Origin of the sequence: Pedobacter frigiditerrae, assembly GCF_032678705.1 — a bacterium.
GTDB lineage: Bacteria > Bacteroidota > Bacteroidia > Sphingobacteriales > Sphingobacteriaceae > Pedobacter > Pedobacter frigiditerrae_A.
On record NZ_JAVTSS010000001.1, the window covers coordinates 1561955 to 1579624 of the forward strand.

The 17670-nt window shown below is 35.4% G+C and carries 17 protein-coding genes; 7 read left to right on the forward strand and 10 right to left on the reverse strand.

The genetic code is table 11. From position 1 onward, the window contains the following. From R2Q59_RS06245 to R2Q59_RS06255, 3 genes are all read left to right on the forward strand, one after another. The gene (locus R2Q59_RS06245; RefSeq protein WP_316784471.1) at positions 1–870 is read left to right on the forward strand and encodes an EamA family transporter; all 870 of its coding nucleotides are present in this window, start codon (positions 1–3) and stop codon (positions 868–870) included. Further along, positions 857–1471, forward strand: a complete 615-nt coding sequence (locus R2Q59_RS06250) for a YigZ family protein (RefSeq protein WP_316784473.1) — start codon at positions 857–859, stop codon at positions 1469–1471. Before R2Q59_RS06245 ends, R2Q59_RS06250 begins: the two co-directional genes overlap by 14 nt. 219 nt (positions 1472–1690) lie before the next feature. Continuing rightward, a complete protein-coding gene (locus tag R2Q59_RS06255; RefSeq protein WP_316784475.1) occupies positions 1691–2551 on the forward strand; it encodes a nucleoside phosphorylase in 861 nt (286 codons plus the stop codon). Position 2552: 1 nt separating this feature from the next. On the opposite strand, the gene R2Q59_RS06260 is transcribed toward R2Q59_RS06255, so the two are convergent. Together R2Q59_RS06260 and R2Q59_RS06265 are read right to left on the reverse strand one after the other, a co-directional pair. After that, positions 2553–2945, reverse strand: a complete 393-nt coding sequence (locus R2Q59_RS06260) for a DUF1398 domain-containing protein (protein WP_316766995.1) — start codon at positions 2943–2945, stop codon at positions 2553–2555. A gap of 11 nt (positions 2946–2956) precedes the next feature. Next, positions 2957–4003, reverse strand: a complete 1047-nt coding sequence (locus R2Q59_RS06265) for an aldose epimerase family protein (RefSeq protein WP_316784477.1) — start codon at positions 4001–4003, stop codon at positions 2957–2959. A gap of 68 nt (positions 4004–4071) precedes the next feature. Between R2Q59_RS06265 and R2Q59_RS06270 the strand changes: the two genes are divergently transcribed. The 3 genes from R2Q59_RS06270 (at position 4072) to R2Q59_RS06280 (ending at position 6593) form a co-directional block, all read left to right on the forward strand. Then, complete coding sequence (locus tag R2Q59_RS06270; protein ID WP_316784479.1) at positions 4072–5223, forward strand: galactokinase; 1152 nt, start codon at positions 4072–4074, stop codon at positions 5221–5223. Positions 5224–5345: 122 nt separating this feature from the next. Then, entirely contained in the window at positions 5346–5876 is a 531-nt protein-coding gene (locus R2Q59_RS06275; RefSeq protein WP_316784481.1) for an RNA methyltransferase, read from the forward strand. Positions 5877–5930: 54 nt separating this feature from the next. Then, on the forward strand, positions 5931–6593 hold the full coding sequence (locus tag R2Q59_RS06280) for a YdeI/OmpD-associated family protein (protein ID WP_316784483.1): 663 nt from the start codon (positions 5931–5933) through the stop codon (positions 6591–6593). Positions 6594–6658: 65 nt separating this feature from the next. Here the strand turns inward: R2Q59_RS06280 and R2Q59_RS06285 are convergent, their stop codons facing one another. The 6 genes from R2Q59_RS06285 to R2Q59_RS06310 form a co-directional block, all read right to left on the reverse strand. After that, positions 6659–8788, reverse strand: coding sequence for a xanthine dehydrogenase family protein molybdopterin-binding subunit (locus tag R2Q59_RS06285; RefSeq protein ID WP_316784485.1), 2130 nt, complete (start codon positions 8786–8788; stop codon positions 6659–6661). Next, positions 8788–9771, reverse strand: coding sequence for a xanthine dehydrogenase family protein subunit M (locus R2Q59_RS06290; RefSeq protein ID WP_316784487.1), 984 nt, complete (start codon positions 9769–9771; stop codon positions 8788–8790). The genes R2Q59_RS06285 and R2Q59_RS06290 overlap by 1 nt, the downstream gene beginning before the upstream one ends. Beyond that, positions 9768–10388 carry a (2Fe-2S)-binding protein gene (locus tag R2Q59_RS06295; RefSeq protein WP_316784490.1) on the reverse strand — a complete coding sequence of 207 codons (621 nt, stop codon included), beginning with the start codon at positions 10386–10388 and terminating at the stop codon, positions 9768–9770. Before R2Q59_RS06295 ends, R2Q59_RS06290 begins: the two co-directional genes overlap by 4 nt. Before the next feature lie 429 nt (positions 10389–10817). Further along, entirely contained in the window at positions 10818–11840 is a 1023-nt protein-coding gene (locus tag R2Q59_RS06300; protein WP_316784492.1) for an LD-carboxypeptidase, read from the reverse strand. Positions 11841–11905: 65 nt separating this feature from the next. Continuing rightward, a complete protein-coding gene (locus R2Q59_RS06305) occupies positions 11906–12274 on the reverse strand; it encodes a hypothetical protein (protein ID WP_316767014.1) in 369 nt (122 codons plus the stop codon). Between the two features lie 89 nt (positions 12275–12363). Beyond that, positions 12364–14211, reverse strand: coding sequence for a DNA topoisomerase (locus R2Q59_RS06310; protein ID WP_316784494.1), 1848 nt, complete (start codon positions 14209–14211; stop codon positions 12364–12366). 498 nt (positions 14212–14709) lie between these two features. Here R2Q59_RS06310 and R2Q59_RS06315 point away from each other — a divergent pair, with 498 nt between their 5' ends. Continuing rightward, positions 14710–15597 (forward strand): polysaccharide lyase, encoded by an 888-nt coding sequence (locus R2Q59_RS06315; RefSeq protein WP_316767018.1) that lies wholly within the window; start codon positions 14710–14712, stop codon positions 15595–15597. Positions 15598–15641: 44 nt separating this feature from the next. Here the strand turns inward: R2Q59_RS06315 and R2Q59_RS06320 are convergent, their stop codons facing one another. Beyond that, positions 15642–16619 (reverse strand): transglutaminase family protein, encoded by a 978-nt coding sequence (locus R2Q59_RS06320; RefSeq protein WP_316784496.1) that lies wholly within the window; start codon positions 16617–16619, stop codon positions 15642–15644. Positions 16620–16659: 40 nt separating this feature from the next. Further along, a complete protein-coding gene (locus tag R2Q59_RS06325; protein ID WP_316767022.1) occupies positions 16660–17586 on the reverse strand; it encodes an alpha-E domain-containing protein in 927 nt (308 codons plus the stop codon). Positions 17587–17670: the final 84 nt, after the last annotated feature.

Below are 17670 nucleotides of genomic sequence, written 5' to 3' on the forward strand. Positions count from 1 at the left end.
ATGATTTATTTAATATTAAGTATAATTTGTAGCGTTACGGTTGGTGTTCTTTTAAAATTGGCCAAACGTTATCAAATTAATATCATGCAAGCCGTAACGTGGAACTATCTATTCGCTATTGGCTTGAGTGTTTTTTTCTTTAAACCAGATTTTAGCACTATTGGTACGCATATCAGCACACCAATTTACTTTGCAATAGGCATTTTACTTCCTGTTATATTTTTGGTTCAAGGTTTTGCTGTAAGATTAACAGGTTTGGCAAGAACAGATATTGCACAACGTTTATCCTTATTTATATCACTTTGTGCAGCTTATTTCTTATTCAATGAGCATTTTGACCGTTTAAAATATGTAGGTCTAATTTTAGGTTTTATTGCCATCATTTTCACAATGTACCGTAAATCTGGAAATCCCTCTTCTAAAAATGGTTGGTTGTATTTGCTACTTGTTTTTGTAGGTTTTGGCACCATAGATGTTTGTTTCAAATTAGTTAGTCAAATTACCGTTATCCCTTATACAACATCGCTTTTCATTATTTTCTGCATTGCTTTTATTTTATCGCTTATCTACATTTTGTATTTGGCAATAACCAAGAAAACCAAATTACAGTTGATAAATTTTATATGCGGCTGTATCCTTGGTTTATTCAATTTTGGTAATATTCTATTTTATCTAAAAGCGCACAAAGCGATGTCAGATAATCCTTCTACTGTATTTGCAGCAATGAATATCGGGGTTATCATAGCTGGAAGTTTTATTGGAATTGTGATATTCAAAGAGCGTTTAAGCAAATGGAATTACTTCGGACTAGCCTTAGCATTAGCAGCAATAATCTTGATCACTTTATCGAAATTACATGCTGTTCGATGATACTTACCAAACTATTTTAAAAACCTCCGAAGGTATTTTTAGGGATAAAGGCAGTAAGTTTATCGCCTATGCTTATCCTTTAAAGAGTGAGACTGAAGTTAAGGAAATCATTGCTAAATTAAGGGGTGAACATACAAAAGCTAGGCATTTCTGCTGGGCTTTACGTTTAACCCCAGATAGAAATGTATTCAAGCTAAATGATGATGGAGAACCGTCTGGCACCGCTGGTCGACCGATTTTAAACACACTACTTTCTGCAGATATCACCAATATTTTAGTTGTAGTTGTTCGCTATTTTGGCGGAACCTTATTAGGCGTTGCTGGTTTAATTAATGCTTATAAAACCGCTACGGTAGAGGCAATTAAAGAAAATAAAATCGTTACTAAAACTGTAAATGACATTTACCAACTTAACTTTGATTATTTGGCAATGAATCAAGTCATGCGAATTGTAAAAGACGAAAACTTAGAAATTATAAACCAAGAATTTGACACCAATTGTGTAATCAAGTTTGAAGTCCGCAAATCTAATCTCAACATTGTTTTAGGTAAATTGGAAAAGGTTGAGGGAATTGAGCTAAGGTATTTGGCGACTGTTTAGCGGACCGTCATTTCGACGATAGGAGAAATCTGTTAAGCAACTCGACTTATAGATATCACCTCGCTGCGCTGCGTTCGATATGATGTTGCTAGCTAGATGAACCAACAAACTATTTTTATTAAGTTTGTTATTCCTTTCCCGTAAGCTAAAGCAAAGGGCAATGTTGAGCAAAGCGAAATCCCGATTTTTCGGGAAACAAATGACACTAATGAACCATTTATGAAATTATCAGAAGCCGATTTAATCATCAATCCAGATGGAAGTATTTATCATCTAAACCTATTACCAGAAGATATTGCTGATACAATAATCACAGTGGGGGATTTAGACCGTGTTGGAGAAATAAGTAAATACTTTGATTCAATAGAGCTTAAAAAGGGTAAAAGAGAGTTCATTACACACACAGGCTATTTGGGTAAAAAACGAATCACCGTTATTTCAACAGGTATTGGTACTGATAATATCGATATCGTTTTTAATGAATTAGATGCTTTGGTTAACATCGATTTCGAAACAAGGGAGATTAAAAAAGAACTAAAATCCTTGAATATCATTCGTGTGGGTACATCTGGGGCTGTTCAACCAGATATCCCTATGGGAACAATTCTAGCTTCTACTTATGGCTTAGGTTTTGATGCCTTGATGCATTATTACATTCAACAAATGTCTGGAGATGAACATAGTTTATTAGATAGCATTAAATCTCACTTTTCGCATATCAAAGGGATTCATCCCTACTTAACTGCCGCAGATTCTACTTTACTGCAAACGGTAGGTAAAGACATGGAAAAAGGAATTACAGTTACAGCACCAGGATTTTATGCACCACAAGGCCGACAAGTAAGAGCTAAAAATGCAGTTCCGAATTTTATCAGTCAATTAAATAGTTTTAAAGGTGGGACAAATAGAATTACCAATTTAGAAATGGAAACAGCTGGCATTTATGCCCTAGCTAAAACACTAGGACATAAAGCACTCTCTGTTAATGCAATTTTGGCTAGTCGTGTTAAATTTGAATTTAGCAATGATCCTAATAAAATTGTAGATAAAGCAATTCAAATGGTACTTGACAGAATTTAATTTAGGCTTCTGGAATTTTCTCTACCACTAGTTCGTTTCCAGCTGTATCTAAATAAGTAACCGTCATCTCATTTAAATCTGTAACCCACTTCTCCACCCCTGCTACTGCAGCTTGCCTACAAAAAGTTTGGTAATCGGTTTCTCCATTTTGATGAACCTTTAGAGCTTCGCGAATGCCACTTATTGATGATTCTGGTTCAATAATCAAATCTTCATAAATCGGCGGACCTTGAACTGTTTCATCACCTTCGCCAAAATAAGTAGACATACCGTTAATAACGTACACATCATTTCTGGTAACGCCCATCGCTTTAAGTTCTTGAATAAAAGCTGGAAAATCTGCGCCGCTTTTTACTTTTGATTCTGCGATATGTATTTCTTCTAGGTTAAGCATAATTTCTAAATTTATTGACTTACAACTTTGTAAATCGTGGTTTGGCTGTACACCTCATCAGGTTGTAAAACCGTGCTAGGAAAATCAGGAATGTTAATGCCATTTGGATGATGTTGCGTTTCTACACAAAAAGCATCAAATTCATTATAATCCACACCTCCTTTTCCATTTTTTACCCCTAAATATTTAGAGGTGTATAAATGGGCAACAGGTTCTGTACTATACACTAACAAAGTTAAGCCACTATTGGTTTCAGTAGTTTTACTAGCTAATGTCAAGCTTCCATATTCTTTATCTAAAACATAGGTTTGATCGTAACCTAACTTTTCATCCCAACCATCACCAATGGCTTTGCCTTTTCTAAAATCGTGATGCGTTCCTTCCACAGGCAATAGTTTTCCTGTTACCACACTGTTAGAATCTTGTTCCAGCCAGTATGAGACATTCATCTGATGAATATGATTTTTTATGTTTCCACCAGTTGGTGATAGGTTAAAATAGCTATGATGAGTTAAATTTACGGCTGTAGCTTCATCGGTATCTCCAGAATACGTTAAAATTAATTCATCATTATTGGTTAACTCAAAACTTAATTGAATCGCTAAATCGCCAGGAAAATTCTCTTCGCCATCAAGGCTGAAATATTGAAAAGTAACCTTTGCATGAGGTTCTTCAGCAATGTCGATTATGTCCCAAACTTTTTTGTCAAACCCTTCTACCCCACCGTGCAAACAATCATCACCATTGGTTTGAGCTAGTTGATATTCAACTCCATCTATTTCAAATTTCCCACCTTTAATTCTATTGGCATAACGACCAATAATAGCTCCCAAATATGGGTAATTTTTTAAGTAATCTGGGTTAATATATCCTTCAAATTCATCAAATCCTAAAACGATATCTTGTTTATCGCCCTTGGCATTTGTAACTATAAATTTGTTGATGATGGTACCATAATTGAAAATCTTTACCAAACTGCCTTTGTCATTGGTTAATTCGACCGCAATTACTTCTTTTTTATCAATAAAAATGCCTGTATTTATTTGCTTTACTTTCATAAATTGTATCTTAGCTTGCTGGCTAAATTACAATTTAAACTCAGAAATATTCCAGTAAAATATTTTTTATGAAAGACCAATTAGTAGATAAATTTTTAGAGAAATACAATCAACAACCAACCGCATCTTACTTCGCTCCAGGTAGAGTAAATTTAATAGGAGAACATATTGATTATAATGGCGGATTAGTAATGCCATGTGCCATCACAGCAGGTACTTGGTTACTTTTAGCACCAAACAATGATAATGTAATTAGATTTAGTAGTGTGAATTTTGAAGGCGATAAAACCATTGAAATTCAAAAAAGCTACACAAAAAATGGAAATGATTGGTATAACTATCCATTAGGTGTTTTTCATGAATTACAACAGTTCGATTGGCTTTCAGGTGGATTAGATTTATTGTATTTTGGAAACATCCCAATTGGCTCTGGTTTATCATCTTCTGCATCTATTGAGATTTTAACCGCTTATGCTTTAAACGATTATTATAATTTAGGTCACGATAAACTAGAATTAGTTAAACTTTCTAAAAGAGTAGAAAATATCTTCATTGGTTTAAATTCTGGTATCATGGATCAGTTTTCTGTTGCTTTTGGTGAAGCTAACAAAGCCATTGTGTTAAACTGTGATTCATTGAAATACAAAATTGTAGATTGTGATTTAGGTGATTACGTTTTGGCAATTATCAATACAAATAAAGCTAGAAAACTTGAAGAATCTAAATACAATGAAAGGTATGAAGAGTGCCAAACTGCTTTGAAGACCTTACAAACAGCAATTAACATTAACAACCTATGTGAGTTAACGGCAGAGAAATTTGCATTACATAGTCATTTAATTACTGATGAAACTGTTTTAAAAAGAACAACTCACGTAGTGAAGGAAAATGATAGGGTTCATTTAGCTGCTAAAGCATTAAACGCAGGACAATTAGAAGAGTTTGGTAGATTAATGTATGCTTCACATCAATCTTTAAGAGAATTGTATGAAGTTTCTGGAAAAGAATTAGATGCTGTGGTAGATTTCTGTAAGGATTACGAACATGTTATTGGTGCAAGAATGACTGGTGCTGGTTTTGGTGGTTGTGCCATTGCTCTGCTTAAAAAGGGACAAGAAGAAGACTTTGCTAAAAAACTAACTGATTATTATGTAGACAAAGTTGGCTATCCTGCTGCAATTTATGTACATCAGATTGGTAATGGTGTGGGAAGAATTTAATTTAGCCGCAGATTCGCAGATTATGATTTCCCTGGTTGATGTCCCCACCAACCAAAAATTAAATTACTAAAAATTAAAATCACAGAGAAGTTATGGCTATGGACCTGTGGTAAAACCAAACAATGAGAAAACTAAAACTCGACGAACTTAATCGTGTAGATATCCAAGAATTTAAAGAGCAAGAAAAACTGCCTGTTGTTGTGGTATTAGATAATGTGAGAAGTATGCACAACGTAGGTTCTGTTTTTCGCACGGCGGATGGATTCTCAATCGAAAAAGTAATTCTTTGTGGCATTACTGCACAACCCCCGCACCGTGAGATAGAAAAAACTGCCTTAGGTGCAACACAATCTGTAGAATGGGAACATTTTGAAGATACTTTAGCTGCCATTGATTCACTAAGGGAACAAGGTTATCAAATCATCGCCATTGAACAAGCTGAAAATAGCACCATGCTTAATACTTTTAAACCTTCAGTAGCTGCAAAATATGCTTTGATTTTTGGTAATGAAGTAAATGGTGTAAGTGACGAAGCCATGCAAAATATTGATGAATGTATCGAAATCCCGCAATTTGGAACAAAACACTCTTTTAACATTGTAATTTCTGCAGGTATTGTGCTTTGGGATTTCTTCGCGAAATTAAGATTGTAGTTTTGTCATCCTGAGCTTGTCGAAGGACAGACCGACCAATAATTAAACGACATTATGGAAAACCTACTTTTAAAAAAGCTTCAAATCAAATCTGGTTTCAAAGTTAAAGTATTAAATGCGCCAGAAAACTTTACAAATATCGTTGGTGATATTTCGTCAGATATAACTGTAGCATTTAATGATGTAGAAAACTATAGTGGTTTATTAATTTTCGCTATTACAAAAGCTGAGCTATTAGCTGCGTTAAATCAAGAAGCCAAGTTGATTAATGATAAAACCATCTGTTGGATTCTTTATCCTAAAGCAAAATCTAAATTGGCTAGCGACTTAAATTTAATGATGGGTTGGGACTATTTAAAGACCTTCAATTTAACACCTTGTGCATCTGCAGCGATAAATGAAACTTGGACTGCCATAAGAATTAAACCTGTTGAAGCACAAAAGAAATCTGGTCGTGGTAATGCAGAAATACAAACCAGCGATTACAGCAATTATGTTGATGTTGCCAATAAAACTGTAACACTTCCAGAAGATTTAAAAGCAGAATTAGCACAACATAGCAATGCTTTAAGTTTCTATGAATCGTTATCTTATAGTAATCGCAAAGAATATGTCCTTTGGATTATCACTGCAAAACAGGAAAAAACTCGGTTAGAACGTATACAAAAAACTGTAGAGAAGTTGTTGGATGGTAAGAAGAACCCAACCGAAAAGTAGCTAACCACATAGACACATACCTGTCATAATCTATTACCTTCTATGTGCCTATGTGGTTAAACATTTTAAGCTTGCAAAACCTTATCTGGTGTAATAGGTAAACTTCTAATCCTTTTACCCGTTGCATTAAATACAGCATTGGCAACAGCGCCAGCAAAGCCAATTATTGCAATCTCTCCCATTCCCTTCGCTCCCATCGGATTCACAATTGGGTCTGGTTTATCAATAAAAATTACATCCACTTCAGGTACATCTGCATGTACAGGGACGTGGTAATCTGCAAAGTTGTTATTTACATATCTGCCATAACGATTATCTAAAATAGCTTCTTCCGTTAAAGCCATTCCAATTCCGCCTACTGCACCCCCAACCATTTGACTACGAGCAGTTTTCGGACTAACAATCTTTCCACTGTCACCAACAGAAACAATCTTACTCACTTTTACCACCCCAGTTAATTGATGTACTTTAACCTGCACAAAGTGGATAGAAAAAGAGTACATCGAATAATTCTTTGCATCCGGATTATTCTGAGACGATTGAATGGTTTTTTCAATCATCGGTAAGTTGTTTTTCTTCAATACATCAACAAAGTTTGACGTGGCATCCATATTAGAATTTGCAGCTAATTCTGCAATAGTAGCTTTTAAAGCTACACAAACATCATTAACGGCAGAACCAACTGTAGAAAGCGTAGCAGAACCACCCTGACTTGGCGCTGGTGGTAAAGAAGAATCACCCAACTCAAAAGTTATTTTATCAGTTGGGATATTCATTAGCTTACTGGCTATTAATCCCATTCCTGTTCCAGTACCTGGACCAATATCACTTGTTGCACTTTGTAAAACCAAAGTTCCATCCGTTTTTAAGATACCTTTTACACTTGCTCTACCTCTGCCAGCATTAAAAACACCTATACTAACGCCGTAACCTATATTCCAAGAACCTTCTACGATACTTCCTGGTTTATTTTTTCTTTTGTCCCAGCCAATTTTTGCGGCACCCAATCTATAAGCTTCTTTGATATATTTACTAGAAAATGGTCTGTTTTGAGCTGGGTCTTTTTCAGGGTCATTTTTAATCCTGAAATCTAATGGGTCCATGTCTAAGGCATGAGCCATTTCGTCTATCGCACTTTCCAATGCAAATGCTCCAGTAGCTTCTCCAGGTCCACGCATCCAAATAGGCACGCTCATATCTAGCGGAACGATATAATAATTAGTATTCACATTTTCAGAACTGTACATAAACTTACTCATGTTCACCACACCTTCTGTAAAGTTTTCGTAGGTAGAGCTTTGCCCGAAAGCAGTATGAGTGATTCCTGTAATCTTACCATCTTTTGTTGCCCCTAAACCAATCTTCTGGTGTGCTGCAGGTCTATTCCCAACCATTGTAAACATCTGGTCGCGGGTAATAACCAACTTAACAGGTTTTTTAAGATGTCTAGATGCCATAACTGTAGCAATTTCTAACGGCCATGTTCTTAAAGCCATTCCAAAACCACCACCTACAAACTCAGAATTAACCTGAACACTTTCTGCCGGAATTTTAAAGGCTCCAGCAATAGTATTTTGGGTAGCCTTTACGCCTTGTGTTTTTGCATAAACAGTAACTTGGTCGTTTGGTCGCCAATCTGCAATGATCCCATGCAATTCCATCGGATTATGCGTTTCAACTGGCATTATATAAGTTTGCTCAACTTGTACTTCAGCAGTTTTATAAGCATTTTCTACACCCCTAACATAAGGGGCGGCACCTTGTAGTTTTTTAACCGCTGCATCTTTAATGCTCTTTTCAAAATCCGTATTAAAAGCAGCTTTTTCATAAGTTACCTTAACCAAAGATGCTGCATAAGTAGCTCTTTCAAAAGTATCAGCCACAACTAAGGCAATTGGCTGACCATTAAATAATACTTGATCAGTATAAAATATCTTCATTTTTGGGCCACCTTCTGCTTCATATCCTGCAACAGAGGGTTTGTTTAAGTGAGATAATACACCCAAAACTCCTGGAGCGGCAGCAGCTGCTTTGCTATCTATTGCCGTTATCTTTCCTTTGGTTATAGTGCTTGTTACCAATACACCATAGGTTAATCCAGGTAATTGATACTCTGCAAAATATTTAGCCTTTCCAGTTACCTTATCAATACCGTCTACACGGTCGTTTTCATCTTTAAAAAATAAATTTCCCATTACGCTTTCGATTTGGCAATAGTTAACGCTTCAATAATTGAGTTTGGGGCAAGCTTTAGTTTGAAATCATTTTCTCCAAAACCTTTAGCATCTTTCATGGCTAATTTTGCAGCTTCCTCAAAATTTGCTGTAGTTGCTATTTTCCCTTTTAAAAATGATTCAGCAGTTGTCAATCGCCAAGGTTTGTGTGCAACACCACCCATTGCCAAACGAACATTTGCTATCAAGCCATCTTTAATTTCTAATGCAGCTGCAACAGAAATCAATGCAAATGCATATGAAGAACGGTCTCTTACTTTTAAATAATGAATGTTTTTATTTAAGTTATTTACTGGAATTTCTAGCCTTACAATCAATTCGCCTTTTTGTAAATTGTTATCTTTTTCTGGCGTTGTACCTGCTAAACGATGAAAATCTATAAAGTTTATTTTTCTTTCACCTTTGGCGCCTACAATCACTACTTGTGCATCTAATGTGGCTAAACCAACACACATATCGCTCGGATGAACAGCAATACAAGATTCAGATGTGCCGAATATCGCATGCATTCTGTTATAACCTCCAATTGCGCCACAACCTGTTCCTGGTTCGCGTTTATTGCAAGGCATAGTGGTATCGTAAAAATAGCCACAACGTGTACGTTGCATCATATTACCGCCAACAGTTGCTACATTTCTTAATTGTGCAGATGCGCCAGATTGCAAAGCCAACATTAATAAAGGAAATTTCTCTTTTACAATACCATTTTCAGCCAATGCCGAATTAGAAACCAATGCACCAATATGTAAAACGTTATTTTTTAACTCAATTTGTTTTAGAGGCAGGTGATTAATATCAATCAGCTTTTCTGGAGCAGTTACCCCTCTTTTCATTAAATCAACCAAGTTTGTACCACCAGCAATAAATGCTGCTTTTGGGTCTTTACTCACTAAGCCTAAAGCCGTTTTAACAACAGTAGTTCTTAAGTATTGGAAATTTATCATACGGCAGTCCCCTTCTCTTTAACTTCTTGTATCGCATCAACTATGTTCGGGTAAGCACCACAGCGACAAATATTTCCACTCATGTATTCTCTAATTTCTTCCTTAGAATTAGCATGGCCTTCGCGAACACAAGCCACAGCGCTCATGATTTGTCCGGGTGTACAATAACCACATTGAAAACCATCATGTTTAATAAAAGCAGCCTGCATTGGGTGTAGTACATCGCCATTAGCTAAACCCTCAATGGTCGTAATACTTTTCCCTTCATTCATCACAGCCAAACTCAAACAAGAGTTTATGCGTACACCATCAACATGAACGGTGCAAGCGCCGCATTGCCCATGGTCACAGCCTTTTTTTGTTCCTGTTAAGTGTAATTGCTCCCTCAATAAATCCAAAAGCGTAACCCGAGGTTCTACCTTTAAAACAAACGCTTTGTTATTTACTTTCAAATTCAAGGGGATTTTCTCAAAAAGCTCTGCGAATTGTTCATCTACTTTGTTATCTGCTGCTTTTAAAACCGTTAATGGTGTTAAGGAAAGGGCAGTAATAAGCGTAGATTTTTTCAAAAAATCACGGCGTGTATCACCAGATTGGTTGTTATCAATTTCAGCCATAATAAATAAGGAATGGTTATTTCTCTAATATCGGAATAACAAAATTCCTTTCATTAGGTTTTGGCAATTTAGAAGGATTCTATGTGTTTGTCATTCCGACTTTGGAGGAATCTATTTATAAGAATGTCAAAAATTATTTGAAAAACAAGGTTAGTGGCACTTGGCAAACTCAGTCCTTCTTTCCACTTTACTCACCCGCGTGCCTTAGGCTCGTGCCGTTTCTCCCGATAGCTATCGGGAAAGGTTTATTTTACAAAGGCAGTAGTTCTTATGAAGGGGTTGTTCCTACTAGAATCAAAAAGAAGACAAACATATCAAAGTTAAATCTGCGTGTTTGCGATATTAATTCCGGTTTTTTTTGTCATCTTAATTATGCAGCATCTTTAAATGATTCGCAGTAGAGATTATTCTTTTGACGGAGGGGTAAGATTAAATTTCCGCTAATACAGTTCCACTTTCCCAAACCTCTAACTTATGTTTAATGCCACATTTTAAAGCAAAGTTGGCTCTTTGGTGGCCCACTGGGAAATCAAAACAAACAGGATAATCAAAACCTTTAACCTTTTCTAAAACGATATCTATTAATGTTTTGCCAAACTCTGAGCCAGAATCATCAGGTTTTACCTTAAACCCTCCAATAATTAAACCTTTGAGCTTATCTAATTTTCCGCTTCGTTTTAGGTTATAAAACATTCTGTCGATGCTATATAAATATTCGCCTGTATCTTCTACAAAAAGTATTTTTCCATCTGTTTGTATTTCAGATTTACTTCCAGCTAGGTTTTCAATGCAACGAAGATTACCTCCAATTAATTCACCAGTTGCAATACCCATCCTATTGCTTGTGTTGTAAGTTGTACCGTATCTCAACTTTTCTCCCTTCAATGCCTGCTGAATGGAATTAATGGTTTCAATTTGTATCGGTTCTGCTAAAGACCAGTCTGAAGGAAAGCTATTGCACATTTTAGAGTGTATACTAGCTATATGCACATTAGTGTTAATATGGCAATGGAGTATGGTTATATCACTAAAGCCAATGATCCATTTAGGGGATGATTTGAATTTACTGAAATCTAATTGATCAATTATCCTAACCGCTCCATAACCACCACGAGCGCACATGATAGCCTTTATAGTTGGTTCATCCAACATTTGTTGCAAATCTGTTAAACGTTCTTCATCGGTTCCGCCAAATGTAAAATCCTTAGCCCCTACCGTTTTTCCAATAACAACGTTAAAGCCCCAACTTTTCATTTGAATAACTGATGGTTCTATTTCAGCTTGAGTGATGTATCCGGCCGGACAAGTTATTCCAATGGTATCTCCAGATACTAAATACGATGGAATTTTAACTTTTTTGGGTGTCGTTATGGATGCTTCATTTGCTATACTTTTTAATGGACTAATTAAAAGAGATGCTGGAATAAGCGATAAAAAATATTTACGATTCATTTGGTTAAATATAATGAAATCGAATTTTGTAATTGCAATTCTAAGAAAATTAATAAAGCTTATTGTTACGACTTAGGTTTGGTATAGAGCAGTTGACCAGCATTTGCCTCCATAAAAGCGTTAAAAGCAACCCAGTCATTATCTGTCCAAGTGCTAGAAATTATGTTTCCAGTGCAAGTATAAACTAAGCGGTTACATACGCCTAATGATGATGCACCATTCCAAACATAGAAAACCGTCTCTCCTTTATATTGGTACAATTTTACTGTTGTTCCTTCGTAAAATTTGCAGTCGGCCGTTCCATCTTTTATCTTTTGGAACCAAGTTAATTCGTCAATAGATCTTCCATCGCAAACCTTAAAACTTTTATTATCTCGTTTACAACCAAAAAAAGAGAGTAGAATAATCAGATAGAATAAATAATTTTTTTTCATAATTTATAATCCTAAACGTTAATTTTTATAAAAATAATCAACTATTTAAATATAAAACATTAACACATAGAATTTTATGAAATTTTATTTTAAACAACAGCTACATCATTTGCCAATTGCGCAGATAACCCTGCACCTGCTAATAAAAGTTCTTGGGTAATGGTTTTAGTGTAATCTGCAATTTCTGCCTTAAAATCGGTTACTGATGCCCCAGAACGAATCTCCTCTAAACGTTTTTCCCATTGACCAGTTAATTCTGCTTGCGCAATTTTTTTATCCTTAACCACTTCATAAACAGCTAAACCTTTGTTCGTTGGAATTAAATTTCTTTTATCACGGGTAATGTATTCCCTTGTCAGTAACGTCTCAATAATGGCTGCTCTAGTAGCTGGTGTTCCCAAACCACTGTCTTTCATTGCATAACGTAACTCTTCGTCTTCAATTTCTTTACCAGATGTTTCTAAGGCTTTTAATAACGATGCTTCATTATATAAAGGTTTTGGCTTAGTTTGTTTCTCTAATAAGGCTTTATTAACGATTGGCAACAGTTCTCCAACTTTTACTTTTGGCAAAGCTGGGTTTTCTTCATCCTTTTTCTCGTCTTCGGTTTCATTAAATACAGAACGCCATCCCGCAGAGCGGATTACGGTTCCGTTGGCGATAAATATAGAACCAGATTCTATGGTGATTTTAGTAATTTCCTTTAGACATTCTTGATGAAAAGCCTCCAACATTCTGCCTGCAACCATATCAAAAATGGCTTGGTGGTCCTTGCTTAAGTTATAAGGTTTTTCGCCGGTTGGCAAAATAGCATGGTGATCTGTTACTTTTTTAGCGTTCACGCTTCGTTTATTAAGCGTAGCTGTTTGTAAAAAGTTAGCCTGATTGGCAAATGTTGGATGATCGGTTAAGGTAGAAATGAGTTTTGGTACATTAGCAAAAACATCATCTCCAATATATCTACTTCCGGTACGAGGATAAGAAACTAATTTACTCTCGTATAAATTCTGCAATAAATTAAGGGTTTGATCTGCCGTAAAGCCATTTTTCTTATTGGCTTCTTGTTGCAAAGAACTTAAGTCATGCAACAATGGCGGCGGTTCTTTTCTTGGTTTTGCTTCAACTGCAATAATATTTCCACCGTTTGGAAAACCTGTAGCTACATCTTGAACTTTGTCAAAAACTTCTTGTGCTTCTGGTTGTGTTTTAAAATTGGCAATAGAAATAGCTTTAAATAGCTGTCCGTCTTTATCTAATTGAATGGCAATTTGATAAAAAGTTTGAGGAACAAAATTCTTGCTTTCTATATATCTCGCACAAATCATGGCTAAAGTTGGGGTTTGTACCCTTCCTAACGACAATACACTTTTAGAGCCAGCAGAAATACTTAATGCTTGTGTAGCATTCATACCAACTAACCAATCAGATTCTGAACGGCAATGAGCTGAATTAAATAATGTATCGTAATCTGTACCAGGTTTTAAGTTCCTAAATCCATCTTTAATGGCTTCATCAGTTTGAGAAGAAATCCATAACCGTTTAAAAGGTTTTTTACATTTAAGGAAATAATAAATGTACCTGAAAATTAGTTCACCCTCACGTCCAGCATCCGTTGCTACGATAATTTCTGTTGCTTCATCAAACAGTTTCTTAATAATATCTAATTGTTTGCGAACACCAGGATCTTCTACAAAGCCATCTTTTGTTTTAACCTTACGGATAGAAAGTTTGAACTTTGCTGGCAACATAGGCAAATGTTGTCTTCTCCAGCCTATAAATCCGTATTCCTGCGGCGGAGCTAATTGCAATAAATGCCCAAATGCCCAAGTAAATGAATATCCTTTTCCTTCGATATAACCATCCTTCCTTGTTGTTGCACCAAATACTTTGGCTAGTTCACGCCCAACTGATGGTTTCTCGGCAATTACAATCTTCATTCTTCGCTTCTTCTATTTTGGAGCGTTAAATATCTGAAAATTTTGTGTAGCTAAGGTTTAAAAGTTTTCGACATTGATCAATTTCAATTAATTTATTGATTGTATTTAGCATTAAAAAATTTTTTTTTTCATTGCGGTTTAAACGTATCAAGTTTTTTTACGACTTAAAAATAGACAACTGAAAATCAATGGTTTATGATTTTAGCTCTTGTGAATTAAGTGTTTCAAAATATATCATAACCTATTGTATATCAATTACTTAAATAAAATTTTACTTGTAATTATCAATCCATTACCTCTATATTTGAAAACCAAATATTTTGTTTAACCGGCAAAACTTTCTTACTGTATGAACAACATCGAAATAAGTGTATTCTTTCGTAAATGCTTGAGTCTATCTATAGGCTTTTCTCTCCGTCCATTTGCTTTAATACCACAACAAAGCAATTCTTATCGTCTAAAATTCAACCAAATATTAAACCTAAAACCAAAAATCTCATGAAAAAGAATTTCTTTTCAAACAAGCTAATGCTGTTAGCGTCAATTTCACTATTAGTAATTAACTCTAGTTGTAACAAAGAAAAGATTGACACTCAATCTACCTCAAATGAAAATCAAAAAGTAAACGTTGAGCCAACAAGTGCAGTTGCTGCTGCATTAGCTTATCCAAGTAACATTAACACAGGATTTAATCATGCTGATGGATCTTATTCTTATGAAGAAGCTAGCGGAGATTTCGGTGGAGCAACTATTTCTGGATGGAATGAATCTAGAGCTTATATTTCTGGAAATCAAGCTCGTGCAACACTTGCCCCTAATTCAGTATCAAATGGCTTAATTGCTGGGTTTGACCTATCTGATGGCTCTGCTTATGAACTAACTTATGATGTTCGTTTCCACAGCCAATTTGACTGGAGCCGAGGTGGTAAAGTTGGATTTGGCTTCTTGATTGGCGATGAAAATACTGGATGTGACATTGCTACAGATGGTAATGGAGGAAGTTTACGATTAATGTGGTATCAAAATGATGCTGGTCGTGTTTACTTCCAACCTTATGTTTACCACAGAGATATGGCTGGACCTTGTGGTGATACTTTTGGAAAAACCTATCCTACTTCTGGAAGCATAAACAAAGGACAAACATACAGAGTGCACATGTATGTAAAAAGTAATACTGGCTCAACTAAAAACGGATGGGTACAAGTTAAAATTGATAACAATACTGTGTTAGATCAATCTATAAGATGGACAACCAATGATAGCAAAAGGTTAATCAAGAGGTTATCTTTCCATAATTTTAGAGGTGGAAAAGATGTTGCTGTTTGGGGTTCTAGTCAAACAAGTTACATTTATTTTGATAATGTAGTGGTAAACAAAATACAATAATAAAAAGCCCCGTAGGATATTTTAATATGCTACGGGGTTAAATTTTATTGTTGTTGTTGTTGTTGTTGTTGCATTTCTATAAATCTTTGATAAGAATTTGAAGTAGCGAATGGTTCTGCCACTTGTTGTACGTAGGCCGCATCTTGTAAAATAGAAGATTCTTCTTCGGCCTTAATTTTTTCATTTGTAATAACAACTGAAACAGTTAGGGTATGGGCTGATGAACCTTTATAAGTGCCTTTTACAGGTGTACAATCATTAAAATTACGCCCAAATGCAATGCGGATATGTCTATCACTTACTAGACAGTTATTTGTAGGATCAATGCCTAACCAACCATAATCGGGAATATACGCTTCTACCCAAGCATGAGTAGCACCAATACCTCTTAATTCGTTACCAAATGGACAAATATAACCACTTACATACCTAGCTGGAATTCCAGAAATGCGCAACATTTCTAGCAATAAGTGAGCAAAATCTTGACAAACACCAGCTTTTAATTCCCAAATCCTATCTATATCAGTCTCCACATCTGTTACCCCTTGTTGATAGGTAATTTGATCATATACATAAGAAGAAAGGCCTTGAACGCTTTGTAAAACTGTTTTTTCTCTATTAGCAATATTTGAAATTTCACTTCTGATAATTGGCAATGCTTTATAAATGCCAGATTTTACGAAATCAAGAAACTCAACATCTAAACTTAGCTTATCAATTGTTTCCCATTGGCTTTTAGGAGACCAAAAGTCAGAAGGTACTGGAACTGGTCTGGTTTCTACTTCTGCGTCGACAGTAATGACTAAGTCTGTATGTGGTTCTACAATTGTGAAAACACCAACCTTGTTTCCGAAAAAATCCTCGTAACCATCTATAACAGCTAGCGGTTTTATTTTTATTTCATGGTTAATGATTTCTTGATAATCATCTGAAGGAGGACTTAATATAATCTGATTAGCGCTATCTATTACAGGGGACGGATAAGTGTACCTAGTGGTATGTTTTACGTGATAAATTGGCATTGTTTCAAGTTTTTTTTGTGTGTGCGGCGAAAATAATTACTCAACTTGTAATACCGAAATAATATCGGTTAAATGATTGTACCACGTTTATTACATTTTCTTCTACAAGCTCCAACAGAGATAGTTGAGCATCAACACCTAAGCCAGAGCTATTATATTTTAATATTGCAGCTGTTTTACCTATTGCAAACTCTATTTTTTCAAAGCTCTCTTCTTTGCTATCTTGTTTTAATCGCTGTGCGTATCTGTTTAACTGGTTTAAACCATAAGCAATTGAATGTGGGAAATGCATCTCATATAATGCTTGTTTGAAAATTAGGTCTGGCTTTACAGATCCAGAATTTGCTTTCAAATAATATTCGTAACCAGATATAGATACTAAAAAATATCGCCAGCTTACTATAGATAAACCATCTGTTCCTAATCCATCTGTACGAGTTATTTGCATTTTTAATGCAGTTATACTTTGCAACAAACGCTCAATAAATTTTCCAATATTTAGGTAGTTAAAACCCTCGCTCCTAAACATAGAGACATCAACAACACCATAATACAACATACATTGCTTAATTAACTGATCGAGTATGGTTACTGGGTCGCCTGAAAATACTTGTTTTTGCAAACCAGCATCCCTAATTAAATGATAATAATCGTTGAGGCATTGCCAAAGTTCTTTCGTAATGTGGTCCTGTGCGCTACGAGCATTTTCCCTTGCCCTAAAAATGTTATTAACAACCGAACTATCGTTTTCTTTATCAAAGAGGATAAATTGTAATACTTCATTGGCATTCATGGTTTTCTCAGGCGCTTTACCGTGATTATAGTACCTGAATACATCATCCCATTTTACAAAAGGCACTCCATCTTGTGATGCAATATAATAAGTTCTTAAAATTCTCAATTGCACATTGGTACGCTCCATGTAACGGCTCATCCAAAATATGTTATCTGCTACTCTACTCAGCATTTTTGTTACCCCCAACCCCTAAAGGGGATTTTAAATTGTTTTTGTTATGTTTTTATTGCTGTAAACTGCTAATTTTAAACTGCT

Bases quoted from the DNA above. Each gene is read 5' to 3' on its own strand.
- R2Q59_RS06245 (WP_316784471.1), top strand. From the start codon at position 1: ATGATTTATTTAATATTAAGTATAATTTGTAGCGTTACGGTTGGTGTT.
- R2Q59_RS06250 (WP_316784473.1), top strand. From the start codon at position 857: ATGCTGTTCGATGATACTTACCAAACTATTTTAAAAACCTCCGAAGGT.
- R2Q59_RS06255 (WP_316784475.1), top strand. From the start codon at position 1,691: ATGAAATTATCAGAAGCCGATTTAATCATCAATCCAGATGGAAGTATT.
- R2Q59_RS06260 (WP_316766995.1), bottom strand. From the start codon at position 2,945: ATGCTTAACCTAGAAGAAATACATATCGCAGAATCAAAAGTAAAAAGC.
- R2Q59_RS06265 (WP_316784477.1), bottom strand. From the start codon at position 4,003: ATGAAAGTAAAGCAAATAAATACAGGCATTTTTATTGATAAAAAAGAA.
- R2Q59_RS06270 (WP_316784479.1), top strand. From the start codon at position 4,072: ATGAAAGACCAATTAGTAGATAAATTTTTAGAGAAATACAATCAACAA.
- R2Q59_RS06275 (WP_316784481.1), top strand. From the start codon at position 5,346: ATGAGAAAACTAAAACTCGACGAACTTAATCGTGTAGATATCCAAGAA.
- R2Q59_RS06280 (WP_316784483.1), top strand. From the start codon at position 5,931: ATGGAAAACCTACTTTTAAAAAAGCTTCAAATCAAATCTGGTTTCAAA.
- R2Q59_RS06285 (WP_316784485.1), bottom strand. From the start codon at position 8,788: ATGGGAAATTTATTTTTTAAAGATGAAAACGACCGTGTAGACGGTATT.
- R2Q59_RS06290 (WP_316784487.1), bottom strand. From the start codon at position 9,771: ATGATAAATTTCCAATACTTAAGAACTACTGTTGTTAAAACGGCTTTA.
- R2Q59_RS06295 (WP_316784490.1), bottom strand. From the start codon at position 10,388: ATGGCTGAAATTGATAACAACCAATCTGGTGATACACGCCGTGATTTT.
- R2Q59_RS06300 (WP_316784492.1), bottom strand. From the start codon at position 11,840: ATGAATCGTAAATATTTTTTATCGCTTATTCCAGCATCTCTTTTAATT.
- R2Q59_RS06305 (WP_316767014.1), bottom strand. From the start codon at position 12,274: ATGAAAAAAAATTATTTATTCTATCTGATTATTCTACTCTCTTTTTTT.
- R2Q59_RS06310 (WP_316784494.1), bottom strand. From the start codon at position 14,211: ATGAAGATTGTAATTGCCGAGAAACCATCAGTTGGGCGTGAACTAGCC.
- R2Q59_RS06315 (WP_316767018.1), top strand. From the start codon at position 14,710: ATGAAAAAGAATTTCTTTTCAAACAAGCTAATGCTGTTAGCGTCAATT.
- R2Q59_RS06320 (WP_316784496.1), bottom strand. From the start codon at position 16,619: ATGCCAATTTATCACGTAAAACATACCACTAGGTACACTTATCCGTCC.
- R2Q59_RS06325 (WP_316767022.1), bottom strand. From the start codon at position 17,586: ATGCTGAGTAGAGTAGCAGATAACATATTTTGGATGAGCCGTTACATG.